This window comes from Streptomyces sp. NPDC056486 (assembly GCF_042795295.1).
Classification (GTDB): Bacteria; Actinomycetota; Actinomycetes; order Streptomycetales; family Streptomycetaceae; genus Streptomyces.
In genome coordinates this window covers 1-15,866 of record NZ_JBHTSF010000190.1, presented here as the reverse complement: position 1 = coordinate 15,866, position 15,866 = coordinate 1, and the positions used below count along the sequence as shown (strand labels likewise).

Sequence of the window (15,866 nt, the reverse complement as noted above, 5' to 3'; positions counted from 1 at the left end):
TTTGCTACGGCGACCTCCGTGTTCTACACTCTATGTGTCGTCGGCTGCGTCTTTTGTGTATAAGAGACAGTCTCTTTGGAACGCGTGGTGGGGCCGGGGTGGTGTGTGCACCCGGGCCCCGAAGGAACTGCTACACCATCTGCCGGCCTTGATACTGCGCCGGCCTTCTGTGTCCGCTGACCCGACCTGGAAGTCGTCGGGATTGCGGGGATCGCGGTTGCTTGACCGGAGACCACCTCACTATCGATGTCCTGCGGTACCCGGGCTCAAGACTTCCGCCCGGGCGATCCTGATGGCGCCTGGCTCCTCCGTTCTTCCCTCTTGGATCACTTGCTCACTTACGGGAACTGCGTACTGCTGGGTACCGCGAACTGCACTTGCGTGTACTGCGGTCCTGCTCGCGGTGGCCCCTGATCACTGCGGGCCACCCGGTCCGGTTGTCAGTCCCGTCGCCGTCCTGCAATATCCCTGGCTTCGAAACTCCACCACCGCACCGTCCTGCGCGTACTGCACTTGCGGGTACTGCTGCCCGGCAGTTCGTCTCTGCCGGGCCCTGCTCGATCTCGGCTACGAGAGAAACAGTAACCACACCACTGGCCAATGTCTACTCCAGCCAACATAGATTTCCGAGTGTTCGACCATGAGGTAGTCGGCCTCGAACGCATAGGGAGGGGTGCCATCCATTGCGGGATGCCGCACCCAGCAGCTCCATGATGCTGGAGAAGCTGCTCGGCTCCGGATTCGCCGCGGGGGACGCGCGGGAGGTGGCGGCCAGGGTGATCAGCGCCCCTGAGGGGGCCGAGGTGATCGCCCAGGTCACCCGCAGCGAGGAGCCGCTACGGGTGGTGGGGCGTCAGTTGGCGCGGCTCGTGGGGTCGTACGAGGTTGAAGAGGGCGTCGCCGGGCTGTAGACGGGCTGTAGCTCAAGCGGCCGGGGAGTGTGTTGCCGCGGCTGACGTCGCCTCGGCCCACTCCGCCACGAGCTTCTCGTACACCAGGTGTTGCTCGGGGCGCAGATACCCGCCCGTACGCAGCCAGAGCGCGCGTATCTCCTCGTTCACCTCGGCCGCTGAGCGCGGCCGGTCGGGGGTGTCGGGAGTCGTGGTCATACAGTGAAGCGTACGTACGAAGATGTGAAGACGGCGTGAGTTCTGGTCGAATGTGATCGGTATCGCTATTTGACCCGCATGAATCAGCCAAGTTGGGCAAGAAGAAGGGGCCCGCGAGGTGAATCGCGAGCCCCTTCAGCGTAGTTCAGTGCGGTTCAGTGCAAGTTCAGCGTCGACGGATCGACCGATTGCAGTCGATTGCAGTCGATTACGACTGCTTCGGCTCCTCCAGACGCGGGAACAGCACCGCGCCCTTCGTCACCGTCGAACCCACCGGCAGCTGCCCCCACGTACCCGCGTCCTGGACCTTCTGCTCGGCGAGCGCGCCGAGCGAGGCCTCAGCGCCGAGCGAGTCCCACAGTTTCTGCGAGGTCTCCGGCATGATCGAGTTCAGCAGGACGGCCACCGCGCGCAGCGAATCCGCCGCCGTGTAGAGGATCGTCGCCAGGCGGGCCTTGCCCTCCGGGGACTCGTCCTTGGCCACCTTCCACGGCTCCTGCTCCGTGATGTAGCCGTTGACCTGCTTCACGAAGGCGAAGACGGCCAGGATGCCGGCCTGGAAGTCCAGCTCCTCGCCGATCTTCAGGTCGGCCGTCGCGACCGCCTTGGCCAGCCCCTCTTGGACCGCCTGCTCAGCGGCACCGGACGCCGTCGCCTCGGGAAGCGCGCCGTCGAAGTACTTGCCGACCATGGCCGCCACGCGCGAGGCGAGGTTTCCGTAGTCGTTCGCCAGCTCGCTCGTGTAACGGGCGGAGAAGTCCTCCCACGAGAACGAGCCGTCCTGTCCGAACGCGATGGCGCGCAGGAAGTACCAGCGGTACGCGTCGACGCCGAAGTGCGAGGTGAGGTCCTGCGGCTTGATGCCCGTCAGGTTCGACTTCGACATCTTCTCGCCGCCGACCATCAGCCAGCCGTTCGCCGCGATGCGGCCCGGCAGCGGGAGGCCCTGCGCCATCAGCATCGCGGGCCAGATGACCGCGTGGAAGCGGAGGATGTCCTTGCCGACCAGGTGGACGTCGGCGGGGAAAGTTGTCTTGAACTTCTCCTCGTCCGCTCCATAGCCGACGGCCGTCGCGTAGTTGAGGAGGGCGTCGACCCAGACGTAGATGACGTGCTTGTCGTCCCACGGGACCTTGACGCCCCAGTCGAACGTCGAGCGCGAGATGGAGAGGTCCTGCAGGCCCTGCTTGACGAAGTTCACGACCTCGTTGCGGGCCGACTCCGGCTGGATGAACTCGGGGTGGGCCGCGTAGTGCTCGAGGAGCTTGGGGCCGTACTCGCTCAGCTTGAAGAAGTAGTTCTCCTCCTTGAGGAGCTCCACCGGCTTCTTGTGGATCGGGCAGAGCTTCTGGCCCTCGTACTCGCCCCCGGCCTCGCCGTCGATCAGATCGCCGGGGAGTTTGTACTCCTCGCAGCCCACGCAGTACGGGCCTTCGTAGCCGCCCTTGTAGATCTCGCCCTTGTCGTGGAGATCCTGGACGAACTCCTGCACGCGGTCCGTGTGGCGCTTCTCCGTCGTACGGATGAAGTCGTCGTTCGCGATGTTCAGGTGTTCCCAGAGAGGCCGCCAGGCCTCGTCCACGAGCTTGTCGCACCACTCCTGTGGCGTGACGTTGTTCGCTTCGGCAGTGCGCATGATCTTCTGACCGTGCTCGTCCGTGCCGGTGAGGTACCACACCTTCTCGCCGCGCTGACGGTGCCAGCGCGTGAGCACGTCCCCTGCAACGGTCGTGTAGGCGTGGCCCAGGTGAGGAGCGTCGTTGACGTAGTAAATGGGGGTCGATACGTAGAACGCCTTTGCGCCTTCGCTCGTCCCCTGCTTCTCGGATCCAGTGGCCGCCATGGTCGAAATCCTAACGGCCATGGAGGGGGCGATTCACCTCGATTCCAGGGGGTGGACCCCGGAGGGTCCACCCCGTGGGGCGCGAGGGTTACGGGCGCCAGGCCTTACGGGCGCCAGGCCGCCAGCAGGCCCTCGTACAGCTCCGCGTCCGTGAGCTCGCGGGGGGTGGGGCCCGCGTGGAAGAAGGCGGCGTTCTCCGCCTTCAGCTTGCGGAGGTAGTCGAAGCCCTTCGCCTCGTGCTCGCCGAACGCGACGAACTGGAAGAAGAGGGGGTGCTTGGCCGCGTCCGCGAGGGCCTGGTTGGCGGGGCCCTTCGCGTCCGGGGGGCCGTCCGTCTGGAACACGACGAGGGCGGGGCCGCCCTTGTGGTCCGACTTCTCGTAGTGGGCCACGACCTCTTCGATCGCGGCGTGGTAGCTGGTGCGGCCCATGCGGCCCGCTGCCGCGTGCAGCTCGTCGACGCGTCCCTCGTGCTCGGGGAGCGTGAGGGTGCCGGTGCCGTCGATCTCCGTCGAGAAGAAGACGACGTGTACGGAGGCTTCGGGGTCCGTGTGGGCGGCAAGGGCGAGGACCTGCTCGCCCAGGCTCTGGGCGGAGCCGTCCTTGTAGTACGAGCGCATGGATCCGGAGCGGTCCAGTACGAGGTACACGGGGGCGCGGACCCCGGTGAGGTCCCGCTCCTGGAGGGCTGCGCCTGCCGCCTTGTAGGCGGTGGCCAGGCCGGGGGCTTCGGTTTTGAGCTTGGCTGCGGAGAGGGCGGGTCCGCTGGCGGGGACGCCTTCAGCGTCTTCGGTGACCGGGGTTTCCGGCTCTTCCGGGGTGGCTGTGGCTTCTGCCTCTGCCGGAGTGACGGGGGTTTCCGGCTTCGCCGGGGGCGTGGGTGCTTCCGCCGCTACCGGCGATTCCGGCTCCGCCGAGGGCACTGCTACTTCCGCCGCTTCATCCGCACCCGGCGTTGAGGGCTGTGCCCACCCTTCCCCAAGCTCTCGGCTTCGCTCGAGCAGGGGAGACCCCACTCGCTCAGCGGGACGATTGCCCACAGCGGCGGCGGCGTCATCTTCCGCGCCCGCTTCGGGTGCGGCTGCAGCGGCAGTGGGCTCGTCTACCGGCTCGGTTGCAGCGGTGGCGGGTTCGTCTACCGGCTCGGGTTCGGGAGCGGCGGCGAGGGTGTCGTCCTCGGGTGCGGTTTCGGGGGAGGCGACAGCGGCAGCGGTGTCGTCTTCCGGTGTGGCTGCGGCGGCGGGCGCCTCTTCCTGCTCGGGTTCGGGGGTGGCGGGCGCCTCTACCGGCTTCGGCTCGGGCTCGGCTGCGGCGGTGGGCGCCTTTTCCGGCTCGGGCTCTGGGGCCACGGCCTCGGGCTCCGTCTCCGTGGCGGTGGGCTCGGGCTCGGGGGCCGCAGGCTCCGGCTCCGGCTTCGGAGTGGAAAGGTCCGGTTCCGGCGAAGGTGCCGGTACCGTCACGCGCTCGCGGTCGAACGCTGCCGCGACAAGGTCGTCCACCGCCGAAGGTGAAGGTTCGGACGACGGCGCCGGAACCGTCGCCTTCGGCTCAGCCGCCGGAGGCACCCGCTCGGACGAGGGTGCCGGTACGGTCGCGGAGGCGGGCTCCGCCTTCGGGGCTTCCGGCGCTTCCGGGGCTTCCGGGGCCTCCGGAGCCTCCGGGGACACTGCCTCAGGCTCCGGAGCCTGGTCCCCCTTGCGTGACGACCGTCCGAACGCGTTCCGCAGGACACTCAGAATGCCCATGGGTGCACCCCTTCGCGTGAGTTGATTCCCAATAACCCCTGGCCAGGGCGGACACGTAAGGTTAGCCGCCGTAATACGTGATCTTCGTGAGGGTCGCCCAACCGTCACCCTCACCGCGCCCGCGCACGTCAGCTGCACGTCAACTGCCCTATGTGCGCTCCCGGTTCACCTTCCGTTCACTCTCAAGCCGTCGCCCTGCCGACCTCCGCGCCTAGCGTCACGGCGGAATCAAGCCACGCCGAGAGATACGACCACACAACGGAGGAACCGTGCGCAAACTGCTGCCGATCATCACCTCGCACCAGGGGAGCGGCGGCCGTTCCGCCATGACCTGCCGGTTCCGTTGTGGTGATGCCTGCTTCCACGAGGTGCCCAACACCAGCGACAACGAGTACGTCGGCGACGTCATAGCCGGTGCGCTCAGCCGCCGCTCGATGATGCGGGCCACCGCGGTCGTGACCGTGGCCACCGCCGCGGGCAGCGCCGTCCTCTCGGGTCCCGCCGCCCCGGAGGCGGAAGCCGCCGCCGGGTCCGTGTCCGCGTCTCAGAAACCCGCGTCGCACAAGAGCAAAAAAGGGGCGCGCGGTCTCCGCTTCACGCCCGTCGCGCCCAACACCACCGACTCCGTCACGATCCCGGACGGCTACGCCCAGAACGTCGTCATCCGCTGGGGCGAGCCCATCCTCCGCGGCGCCCCCGCCTTCGACGCGGACAAGCAGACCGCCAAGGCGCAGGCCGGACAGTTCGGGTACAACAACGACTTCCTCTCCCTGCTGCCGCTGCACCGCGAGCGCGGGCGTCAGGTCCTCGTGGCCAATCACGAGTACACCGACGAGATCCTGATGTTCAAGGGATATGACGCCGCGAACCCCACCCGCGAGCAGGTCGAGATCGCCTGGGCCGCCCACGGCCTCTCCGTCGTGGTCGTCGAGGAGGAGCGCAAGAGCGGGAAGCTGAGCGCCGTCAGTCGGCATCAGCTCAACCGCCGCCTCACCGTCACCAGCGAGTTCCGGCTCACCGGACCCGCCGCGGGCAGCGAGTACGTCCGTACGAAGGCCGACCCGCGCGGTACCACCGTCCTCGGCACCCTCAACAACTGCGCGGGCGGCACCACCCCGTGGGGCACGACCCTGCACGGCGAGGAGAACTTCAACCAGTACTTCGCCAACGCCGAGAAGGTCACCGACCCGGCCGCCGCGGCCCGCCTCAAGCGCTACGGCGTCATCGGCACCGCCTCCGAGCGGAAGTGGGAGCGGTTCGACGACCGCTTCGACCTCGCCAAGGAGCCCAACGAGGCCAACCGCTTCGGCTGGGTCGTCGAGCTCGACCCGTACGACCCGGAGTCGACCCCGCGCAAGCGCACCGCGCTCGGCCGCTTCAAGCACGAGGCCGCGCAGCCGCGCCTCACGCACGACGGCCGCCCCGTGGTCTACATGGGCGACGACGAGAAGTTCGACTACTTCTACAAGTTCGTCAGCAGCAAGCGCGTCGCCAAGGGGAAGTCGCGGGCCGCGCACGCGCACAACCTCACCCTTCTCGACGAGGGCACCTTGTACGTCGCCAAGCTGACGGGCGACTCCCCGGCGGGCGACATCGACGGCACCGGCAAGCTGCCCGCCGACGGTGAGTTCGACGGCAGCGGCGTCTGGATTCCGCTCGCCACCGCGGGCCCCAAGGGCCACGCCGTCTCGCACGTCGACGGCATGAGCGCCGAAGAGGTGTACGTCTTCACGCGCCAGGCCGGTGACAAGGTCGGCGCCACCAAGATGGACCGCCCCGAGGACATCGAGCCGTCCCCGCACACCGGCAAGGTCTACGTCGCGCTCACGAACAACTCCGACCGCGGCAAGGCGGGCAAGGCCGGTGCCGACGAGGCCAACCCGCGCAACCTCAACAAGCACGGGCAGATTCTTGAACTGACCGAGCGCCGCAACCGCCCGGAATCGACCACCTTCGCCTGGTCGCTCTTCCTCGTCGCGGGCGACCCCGAGGACCCGGCCACGTACTTCGCTGGCTTCCCGAAGGACAAGGTCAGCCCGATCTCCTGCCCCGACAACGTCGCCTTCGACCCGCACGGCAACCTGTGGATCTCGACGGACGGCAACCAACTCGGCTCGCACGACGGCCTGTTCGGCGTCGCGACCAAGGGTGACCGGCGCGGTGAGCTCAAGCAGTTCCTGACCATGCCGACCGGCGCGGAGACCTGTGGCCCGCTGGTCCAGGACCGCCGCGTGCTCGTCTCCGTGCAGCACCCGGGCGAGGTCGACGGCGCGTCCGTCGAGAAGCCCGCGAGCGCGTGGCCCGACGGGGCGGGCAAGATCGTCCGTCCGTCGGTCGTCTCCGTCTGGCGCAAGGACGGCAGCGACATCGGCGTCTGAGCGGTAACTCGGTAGCGCGGTAGCGCGGTAGCGGTACGCGTACGGCGGTGGGGCACCCTCTTCCCAGGGGGTGCCCCACCGTCGTACCGCCGCTCCCGCGAGGCGCGAGGTCAGTCGTTCTGCTTGCGGCGGTACAGCGCGAAACCGAGACCCGCCGCGCCGAGCGCCGCCATGCCGCCGCCGGCGGCTATCAGCGGGGTGCTCTCGCCTGCCGGGTGCAGGCCCTCGGCGCCGGCCTTGACGCCGCCCTTCGGGACGGCCGTGGAACCGGAGCCGGTGCCGGTCTTGTGCTGCTGCGGCTTGTGGTGCTGCTGGGGCTTCTGGGCGGGGCCGGTCTTGCCGCCGACCCAGGACTTGATGGTGCCGTCGGGGTTGAGGACCACGTGCAGACCGTTGTTCTGGCCGGTCGCGGACTTGCCGTTGGCGTCGAGGGTGTCGAGCTTGACGCCCTTGGCATAGATGTCGGCCTGGTAGTGGTTCTGGCCGAGCTTGTAGATCTTGGCTGTGGAGCCGTCGGCCAGCTTGGCGGTGCGGACGTGGACCCGCTTGCCGTCGGGCTGCGGCTTGGCTCCCGTCCTGGTGATGGTGCCGTCGGCGGTGAGTGTGAAGGTGCAGCCGTCGATCTTGGTCTTGGACGGGTTGATGTACGCCTTCAGGGAGCCCTTGACGGAGTCGTCGTGGCGGATCTCGGCCTTGGCGCTGCGGGCGGAGGCGTTCACATCGACCTTCGCGGTCCAGCCCTTGCCGAGGTCGGTCGTGCCCTTGGAGACCCAGCCGCCGGGGACGGGCTTGTCCTTGTCCTTGTCTTTTTCCTTGTCCTTGCCCTTGTCCGCGAGCTTGGCGGTGGCCGTGCCGTCGGGCGTCAGGGTGAAGGTGTTGCCGTCGATGCTGGTGCTCGCGGACTTCTCGTAGGCGGTGAGCGAGCCCTTGGCGGTGCCGTCGAGGGAGAGGGCGGCCTTGGCGGTGCGGGCGGAGGCGTTCACGTCGACCTTCGCGGTCCAGCCCTTGCCGAGGTCCGTGATGCCCTTCGACTCCCAGCTGCCCGGCTTCGGCGTCTCCGTGTCCGTGTCCGTGTCCTTGCCCTTGTCCGTGTCTGTGTCCGCGTCCTTGGACTTGTCCTGGTCCTGGTCCTGACCCGTCTGATCCTGATCCTGGTCCTGGTCCGTGGCGCCCGTTCGGTCGTCCGGGGTGATCTGGCCCTGCGGGCTAGGCGGGGTGTCGGCGGCGAAGGCCGCTGTCGTCGGGACGGCGAGGGCGGCGATCGCTCCGGTGGCGACGGCGGCGGTGCGGAAGGTACGGCGGGTGGCGCGCATAGCGGATCCCTTGTGACTGGTCGGTCGAACTGTCCGTCTTTATGCCTCTTTGCGGCGGCGACAGACATGAAGCTACGGGCGCCGTGTGTGCGTCATCCGTAGGGAACGTAACAACCAGCCGCATGCGGACACGCGGAACCATGAACCGGGGAAAAGTGCAGGTCAGAGGTGGTGTGGCCAAAGGTCATCGGTTGTCAGGGACTTAGGTCACCAGAAGTCCGGAGCTGTGCGGATCATGCCGCTGCTGCCCGGCCCGCGAGCCACTCCCCGTATGCGGGCGCCTGCCGCGCCGCCTCCCAGTACGCGGCCTCCAGCTCCCCGTACACCGCGTCGATCTCCCCCTCCGTACGGGCCGCCACGAGCAGCCGCACGCCGAGCGGGTCGCCGTGCAGCGGCCGGACCACCATGTCGGGTCTCGCGCGCGAGGTCGGCTGGCAGACCGTGACGACCTCGCCGGTGGCGACGAGGGAGGACGCGGTGAGGTAATCGCCGTGCAGGACACGGGGGTTGAGCCCGGCCGCGCGAAGGACCCGGAGCAGCCCGTCCCACTCGCCGTCCACCGTGGGGTCCACCATCCACCGGTCGGCGGCGAGGTCGGTGAGGTGGACGACGGGCTGCGCCGCCGCCGCGTGATCGGCGGAGAGGAAGACGAACTGCGGCTCACGATCGACCAGTACGCGCCGCCGCAACCCCTCCGGAAGCCGCAGCGGACTCCCCTCCACCTCGTGCACGAAGGCCACGTCGAGCTGGCCGCCCGCGACCATGCGGAGCAGCGCGTTCGCGGAGACGTCCATCTGGAGCGAGGTCTCGGCGGCGGGCAGGCGCAGGCGGAGGCGGCGCAGCCAGCCCGGTATGGCGACGTTCGCCGTGGAGCCGATGCGCAGCTGCGGGCCCTCGGACGCGCGGGCGGCGGCCGCCTTGGTCTCGATGACCAGCGCCCGCATCTCGCTGACGAGGGGGCGGGCGCGGCTGAGGGCGACGCGGCCGAGCGGGGTCGGACGGCAGCCGGTGCGCTCGCGGGCGAAGAGCTGGCCGCCGATCTCCTGCTCGATCCGGCGCAGCTGGGTCGTCAACGAGGGCTGGCTCATGCCGAGTTGGCGCGCCGCCTTGTGCAGGCTGCCGGTATCGGCGATGGCGCACAGCGCGCGGAGGTGCCTCACCTCGAGCTCCATGGCTGTGAGCGTAGAGCGGCGGGCGGCGCCGCACCAGACTCACAAACCCCATGGGAACCACCCGATTTGGGCACAGGGGGGACGCATCCGGGAGTCGGCCGGATGGATTGGTTGAAGGTTGGCTGAAGGTTGGCGGAGGGGTGGCAAGGGGCAGGTGATAGCTCCGCACTATCACCACTTGCCATCATCCGCAGACGCCCCGGGCTCCCTGACACTCCCGTTACCGAACCGTTCACCTTTCACAGAACGAGTAGGGAGCCCCCCACATGAACAAGCGTTACCTGTCCGCCGTTGCCGTGCTCGGCCTTGCCGCCGCCGGTCTCGGCTCGACGTCCGCGACGGCCGCGACCCCCACCGCGCCGTCCACCACCGCCTCGTACGCCAAGTACGCGGGCTCCGGCGAGGAGGCCGCGGCCAACAAGGCGTTCTTCGAGGCCGTCCTGAAGTCGGTCGCCGAGAAGCGTGCCGCCAACCCCGGCACGAAGCAGGTCACGGTGGTGTACGACGCCTCCGGTGCCCCGACCTTCGCACAGCAGATAGCCAGCAGCACCTCCATCTGGAACAGCGCGGTGTCCAACGTGAAGCTCCAGGCGGGGAGTGGCGGTGCGAACTTCGAGTACCGCGAGGGGAACGACTCGCGCGGCTCGTACGCGAGCACGGACGGCCACGGCAATGGGTACGTCTTCCTGGACTACGCCCAGAACCAGGAGTACGACTCGACGCGCGTGACGGCGCACGAGACGGGGCACGTCCTCGGCCTTCCGGACCACTACGAAGGCCCGTGCAGTGAGCTGATGTCCGGCGGCGGCCCGGGCACCTCGTGCACCAACTCGCAGCCGGACGCGAACGAGAAGGCCAAGGTCAACCAGTTGTGGGCCAACGGTCTCGCGAAGGCGATGAAGAAGCTGGACAGACTGGACAAGGTCGGCTGAGTCCGAGTCCCTGACTCACCCGCTTCACCCGCTTCACCCGCTGTGCCCGTCAGCGCTCGACGCTGACGGGCACAACGGCGTTCAGGGACGGCACCCCTACTCGCTACTCGCTCGTGTAGTAGCGGTAGAACATCACCGCGAACACCCCGGCCGCCACCGCGAGCGCCATGATCGTGGACCGCAGGACGGTCGCGTCGCCCAGGCTGTACAGGTAGCCGAACGCGATTCCGGCGAAGCCCGCCCAGGCCGCCGCGCGCAGCTCGCGCGGCAGACCCGGCGCGATTCTGCGCAGGCCCATGAAGACCGCGGCGACGACGACTCCGGCCACGACGCCGTGCAGGACGTTGCCGGTGGTGATGGGACCGGCGTCGCGTGCCATTCCCGCGGCCCAGATGCCGTAGACGAGGCCGATGAGCACGGCGGCCGTCGCGGTCCTGGTGACGGCGGAGCCGCCGAACACACGGGGTGCTGCTGCTGAGGTGGGTGCCACGTGAGCCATGACGGTTCCTCCAGACACGTTCGCCCCCGGTCAGACGGTGGGGCGGTCGGACACATCAAGCGCACACCCGCCCGCGTCGCCCGGCAACTCGGCGGCTTCAGTGGTAGCGGTTGTAGCCGCCCTGACACGTGTCCCAGCAGGGCTTGTACTCCTTGCAGGGATCAGCGGACGCGCAGCTCCGCACATGCTGCCCGCCGACATCGACATACGCGGCGCTGGCCCAGCCCTGCACCCCGCCCAGCCAGTACCAGGACGTGTCGCCCCAGACGCTCGTACCCCGCGTCACGCACTCGACGCGGTCCTGGCTCTCCGCGGGCAGCTTCGCGACGATCGTGGCGCCGGTGGACGGCATGTCCCGGATCTTGAGGTCGACGGGGGCGACGATCGTCCCCCAGACCACATCGTGGTTGTGGTGCGTGGGTGGCGCCGCGGCGGATGCCGGAGAGGCGCCTCCGAGGGACAGCGCGCCCGCGGTCATGAGTGCGGCGGCGAGAGTTCCCAGGGCGGCCGGAGTGGTTCTGGTTCTCAGGGCCGGAGTGGTCCGCATGATCGACCTCCTCGTTCCCCCCAGTGCCCCCTCCCAGTGCCCCCAGTTCCTTCCCGCCCCTCTCTTCACCTTCCAGCAAACACCCGTTCGGGCGAACGTTCCACCGGACGATGAGTTTGCGCCTCTGCCCCGGCGTGGGCGCTGGTTCCTTGCCCCATATGCACTCGCCCCGGTCGCGCCCGGCGTGACCGGGGCTTCGGCTTGAGACGTGCTCATGCTCAGACGTCCGCTGTCCGCCCTGCTTCTCGTGCTCGCCTGTGTCCTTGTGCCGCTCGGCGCGCTCTCCACCTGGGCGAAGTACGAGATCCAGGACGCCGATCAGTACGTCGCCACGATGGCGCCGCTCGCCTCCGACTCCGCGGTGCGGGAAGCGGTGGCCGGCGCGGTCACGGACGGGGTGATGAAGGAGATCGACGTAGGGCCGCTGCAGGGCACGGTCGAGTCGTTCGTACGGGACGCGGTGCGGTCCTTCACCGGGACCGCGGCGTTCAGGACGGCCTGGAAGACGGCGAACCGTGAGGCGCACGCCGCGGTGCAGGACGCCCTCACCGATCAGTCCGACGGCGGCGCCGTCACCATCGACCTCGCTCCGATCACCGAGCAGGTCAAGAAGCAACTGGCCGACGACGACGTGCCGTTCGCGAACCGCATCCCGGTCGAGCACACCGAAGTGACGCTCATGCAGTCCTCGGACCTCGGTCCCTTCGGGAAGGGATTCCACATGCTCCAGGTGGCAGGCCTCTGGCTCCCGCTCGCCGCGGTCCTGCTCGCCGTGGCCGGGATCTTCCTGGCGGTGCGCCGCCGCCGCGCGGTCATCTGCACGGCGCTCGGCGCGGCCCTCGGCGGGGCGGTGCTCGCCGTCGCGATCGCGGTGGGCCGGGGCCTGACCCTGGACGACCTGCCGAAGGACGTCTCCCGACCGGCGGCGGAGGCGGTGTACGACGCGCTGACGTCTTCGCTGAGTGTGGCCGCGTGGGTGATTCTGGGGGTGGGGCTTGCGGTCGCGCTTGCCGCGTGGCTGCTGGGGCGCCGTGGATCAGGCGGCAGATCCCGCGCCTCCGGCGTTTGAGGAGCGGGGTTCGGGGCGGAGCCGCCGATAGACACAGCCGGGCCGGGTCCGGGGCCGGGGCCGGGGAAATGCAACCCTCCCGCACCCCCCGCCGTCTCTAGGGGAAGATTCGCCCAGCACCCCAGAGCGGAGAGGCCGGCCTTGGACAGCGCAACGGCAGCGAGGACGGCTCCCCAGGACGACTGGCCCGAGCCGCAGGCGAAGAGGCGACCCCGGCGACGGCCCGCCGCATGGCTGGCCGCCCTCCTCCTGGCAGGCACGTCCGCCATCCTCGGCTTCCGCGTCGCGGACTCCGACGGCTTCACCCCCGTACCGCAGATCCTCGCCTTCCTGCCGTTCCTGCTCGCCCCGACGATCGGCGGTCTTCTGCTCGCGGCGCTCGCCCGCTGGCGCGTGGGCCTCGTCTGGGGCGTCATCGTGCTCGGTGGCGTCGCCTGGTTCCTGGAGCCGTACGGCAAGTCGGACGACCCAGAAGGCCCTGCCGTCGCCGAGATCCGCGTCATGGCGTCGAACGTGCAGTTCGGCCAGGCCACCCACGGCCTGCTCAAGGCGGTCCGCAAGGAGAAACCCGACCTCCTCTTCGTCCCGGAGTGCGACTACACCTGCTCGGACACCCTGCGCGACGAACTGCCCCGCTCCGACTACCCCTACCGCACCGCGAGCGAGGCAGGCGGCGCCGAGGGCTCGGTGATAGTCAGCAAGCTGCCCCTGAAGAAGGCGAGCGGCCTCGCGGGCACCCTCGGCATGCCCGGCGCCGTGGCCGAGCTGAAGGGGGGCCACCAGGTCCGCATCCAGCTCGCCCACCCGATGCCGCCGCTGCCCAGACAACTCGGCACCTGGCGCACCGAACTCGCCGAACTCCGCGACTACGCCGCCGAGGGCAAGCGCGCGGACCGGTCCACCATCATCGCGGGCGACTTCAACGCCACCCAGGACCACGCGGCGTTCCGCGACATCCTGGACACCGGCGGCGTACGCGACGCCGCCCGCCTCGCCGGGTCGGCCCGCACTCCCAGCTGGCCCGCCGACCTGATGTCACCGCTGGGCACCCAGATCGACCACGTCCTCGCCACCCCGGACTTCTCGGCCGAGGACGCCCACTTCCTGGAGATCGGCGACACGGACCACCGGGCCCTGGTGGTGGACCTGACGCTGCACAGGCCGAAGGGGTAAAACGCAGGTCAGGCCAGGCATAGCAACGACAAGGGCGGCAATAATGGCCGCATGCGCCGCCGCGACTCACCCGCACCACCGGCCTCTCTGAGCGCCCTCGCCCCACCCCCCTGGCTGGTCAGGACACTCAAACCGCAGGCCGCGCCGATCCCCTGGGCCGCGGTGGCGCGCGCGTCCATCGCCCTGGCGCTGCCCCTCCTCGTGGGCCTCGCGGCGGGGCAGCCCGCGTACGGCGCGCTCGCCTCCATGGGCGCACTCTCCGGAGTCATCGGCGACACCGCCGACGCGTACCGCATGCGGATCCTCAACATCGCGGTCCCGCAGCTCTTCGGCGCGATCGGCGTCACCATCGGCTCGCTCGTCTTCGGGCACGGCTGGGTGGCGGTCGGCGTGGTCACGCTGGTCGCCCTCGTCTCCGGAATGATGTCCACGATCGGCGCCGTGGCCTCCGTGTCAGGGCTGCTCCTGCTGCTCAACTCCGTGGTGGGCGGGGGCCTTCCGATGCCGGGCGAGTGGTGGCTGGCTCCCGCCCTGATGACCGGCGGCGGCCTCCTCGTCCTCACCCTCGCCCTCCTCGCCTGGCCGCTGCGGTCCGGCATCCCGGAGCGGGCCGCCGTCGCGGCGACCTACCGCAGCGTGGCCGCGCTGCTCGAAGCCGCGGGCACCGAGCGGTACGACGACGCGCGAGCGGCCGTCACCGCGTCCCTGAACCAGTCGTACGACCTCGTCCTCGCCCGGCGCACCCGCGCGCACGGCCGCAACCCCGATCTGGTGCGCCTGGTCGCCCAGTTGAACGCGATCACGCCGGTCATCGAGGCCGCGCCCGCCGCGCACCAGTGCGGGGTTCCGATGCCGCCGGAGTTCCCCGCGGAGGTGCGGCGCCTCGCGGACGCGGTGGCGGGCCGCGCGGCGACCCCGATCGCGGGACCCGACCTGCCCGCGCCCCTCGACCCCTCCGCCGACGCCGTCGAGCACGCCCTGCGGCATGTCGCCGAGCTCCTCAACGACTCGGACGCGCACGGCGTCGTGAATGTCGACGACCGCCTCGGCCGTCCGGCGGCCCTGCGCGTACGAGCCCGCCGCGCGGCCCGCAACGTCATGCTCTCCAGCGCGTCCTGGCGCTACGGCCTGCGGCTCGCGCTCTGCATCGGCATCGCTCAATCACTGGTGTCACTGATCGAGGTGCCCCGCTCGTACTGGGTGGCGCTCACCGTCACGTTCGTCCTCAAGCCGGACTTCGGCTCGGTCTTCTCACGCGCGGTGCTGCGGGCGCTCGGCACGGCTGCGGGGCTCGTGGTGGCGGCGGCCGTGCTGTCCCAGGTCCCCCGGGGCTGGTGGGACGTGCCGGTGATGCTCTTGCTCGCGGCGCTGATCCCGGCGTTCACGCCCCGGGGCTACGGCTACCAGACGGCCGCGATCACCCCGGTGATCCTGTTGCTGTCCGACGTCCTGAACCACCAGGGCTTCGGGCTCGTCGTGCCGCGCCTGGTCGACAGCCTGATCGGCTGCGGGATCGCGCTGGTGGCGGGGTACTTGCTGTGGCCGGAGAGCTGGCACACGCGGATCGGTGACCGGCTCGCGGACGCGGTCGCCGATACGGCGTCGTACGTCGAGAGCGCGTTCGGCACGGCCGTGGACACGGCTGCGCGGGCGCGGATGCGGCGCGGTCTGTACCGGGACATGTCCGTCATCCGGACGGAGTTCCAGCGTGCGCTGACCGAGCCGCCGCCGATGGGGGCGCGGGCCGCGGCGTGGTGGCCGCTGGTGATCGCCGTCGAGCGGATCGTCGACGCGACTACCGCTGCGCGGGTGCGGATCGGGCACGGGGCGGGGGAGCCGACGTTGACCGAGGTGGGGGAGGTCGCTCGCCAACTCCGGGAGCTGGCTGAGGGGTTGCGGGACTCCGAGACCCTGGAGGAGGTCCCGATCTCGTTCACCATCGGGCCCCAGGAGAGTGTCCTGGAGCAGCTCCGCCAGGAGGTTGTCGCTGCGCGGGCGATTGCTTCGCCGCGGGGGTGAGGGGGGGGGGGTGAGGGTCGGGCGGGCCCTGCGGGGTCCTCAAAAGCCGGACACGCTGAGAGCTGTG

12 protein-coding genes and 1 pseudogene are annotated in these 15,866 nt (G+C 69.8%); 6 read left to right on the top strand and 7 right to left on the bottom strand.

What is annotated here, in order from left to right; translation table 11 throughout:
* Window positions 1-710: 710 nt before the first annotated feature.
* Window positions 711-911, top strand: a pseudogene (locus ACFQ7F_RS40350) (TetR/AcrR family transcriptional regulator); the annotation flags it as partial.
* A gap of 12 nt (window positions 912-923) precedes the next feature.
* On the opposite strand, the gene ACFQ7F_RS40345 reads toward ACFQ7F_RS40350, so the two are convergent.
* The 3 genes from ACFQ7F_RS40345 to ACFQ7F_RS40335 form a co-directional block, all read right to left on the bottom strand.
* The gene (locus ACFQ7F_RS40345; protein ID WP_383282593.1) at window positions 924-1,109 is read right to left on the bottom strand and encodes a hypothetical protein; all 186 of its coding nucleotides are present in this window, start codon (window positions 1,107-1,109) and stop codon (window positions 924-926) included.
* A gap of 208 nt (window positions 1,110-1,317) precedes the next feature.
* Window positions 1,318-2,952 (bottom strand): methionine--tRNA ligase, encoded by a 1,635-nt coding sequence (gene metG, locus ACFQ7F_RS40340; RefSeq protein WP_383282590.1) that lies wholly within the window; start codon window positions 2,950-2,952, stop codon window positions 1,318-1,320.
* Window positions 2,953-3,056: 104 nt separating this feature from the next.
* Window positions 3,057-4,697, bottom strand: coding sequence for a VWA domain-containing protein (locus ACFQ7F_RS40335; RefSeq protein WP_383282587.1), 1,641 nt, complete (start codon window positions 4,695-4,697; stop codon window positions 3,057-3,059).
* Window positions 4,698-4,966: 269 nt separating this feature from the next.
* Here ACFQ7F_RS40335 and ACFQ7F_RS40330 point away from each other — a divergent pair, with 269 nt between their 5' ends.
* Window positions 4,967-7,075, top strand: coding sequence for a PhoX family protein (locus tag ACFQ7F_RS40330; protein WP_383282585.1), 2,109 nt, complete (start codon window positions 4,967-4,969; stop codon window positions 7,073-7,075).
* A gap of 110 nt (window positions 7,076-7,185) precedes the next feature.
* Here ACFQ7F_RS40330 and ACFQ7F_RS40325 read toward each other — a convergent pair whose 3' ends face one another.
* Together ACFQ7F_RS40325 and ACFQ7F_RS40320 are read right to left on the bottom strand one after the other, a co-directional pair.
* Complete coding sequence (locus tag ACFQ7F_RS40325; RefSeq protein WP_383282582.1) at window positions 7,186-8,388, bottom strand: hypothetical protein; 1,203 nt, start codon at window positions 8,386-8,388, stop codon at window positions 7,186-7,188.
* 233 nt (window positions 8,389-8,621) lie between these two features.
* The gene (locus tag ACFQ7F_RS40320; protein ID WP_383282579.1) at window positions 8,622-9,560 is read right to left on the bottom strand and encodes a LysR family transcriptional regulator; all 939 of its coding nucleotides are present in this window, start codon (window positions 9,558-9,560) and stop codon (window positions 8,622-8,624) included.
* Between the two features lie 266 nt (window positions 9,561-9,826).
* On the opposite strand from ACFQ7F_RS40320, the gene snpA reads away from it, so the two are divergent.
* On the top strand, window positions 9,827-10,492 hold the full coding sequence (snpA, locus tag ACFQ7F_RS40315) for a snapalysin (protein ID WP_383282576.1): 666 nt from the start codon (window positions 9,827-9,829) through the stop codon (window positions 10,490-10,492).
* A gap of 103 nt (window positions 10,493-10,595) precedes the next feature.
* Here snpA and ACFQ7F_RS40310 read toward each other — a convergent pair whose 3' ends face one another.
* Complete coding sequence (locus ACFQ7F_RS40310; RefSeq protein WP_383282573.1) at window positions 10,596-10,991, bottom strand: hypothetical protein; 396 nt, start codon at window positions 10,989-10,991, stop codon at window positions 10,596-10,598.
* A 97-nt stretch (window positions 10,992-11,088) separates the two neighbouring features.
* Window positions 11,089-11,538 carry an SH3 domain-containing protein gene (locus ACFQ7F_RS40305; protein WP_383282570.1) on the bottom strand — a complete coding sequence of 150 codons (450 nt, stop codon included), beginning with the start codon at window positions 11,536-11,538 and terminating at the stop codon, window positions 11,089-11,091.
* A 214-nt stretch (window positions 11,539-11,752) separates the two neighbouring features.
* On the opposite strand from ACFQ7F_RS40305, the gene ACFQ7F_RS40300 reads away from it, so the two are divergent.
* From ACFQ7F_RS40300 to ACFQ7F_RS40290, 3 genes are all read left to right on the top strand, one after another.
* Window positions 11,753-12,607, top strand: a complete 855-nt coding sequence (locus tag ACFQ7F_RS40300) for a hypothetical protein (RefSeq protein ID WP_383282567.1) — start codon at window positions 11,753-11,755, stop codon at window positions 12,605-12,607.
* A 141-nt stretch (window positions 12,608-12,748) separates the two neighbouring features.
* Window positions 12,749-13,780 (top strand): endonuclease/exonuclease/phosphatase family protein, encoded by a 1,032-nt coding sequence (locus tag ACFQ7F_RS40295; protein ID WP_383282564.1) that lies wholly within the window; start codon window positions 12,749-12,751, stop codon window positions 13,778-13,780.
* Window positions 13,781-13,831: 51 nt separating this feature from the next.
* The gene (locus ACFQ7F_RS40290) at window positions 13,832-15,799 is read left to right on the top strand and encodes an FUSC family protein (RefSeq protein WP_383282561.1); all 1,968 of its coding nucleotides are present in this window, start codon (window positions 13,832-13,834) and stop codon (window positions 15,797-15,799) included.
* Window positions 15,800-15,866 lie beyond the last annotated feature (67 nt).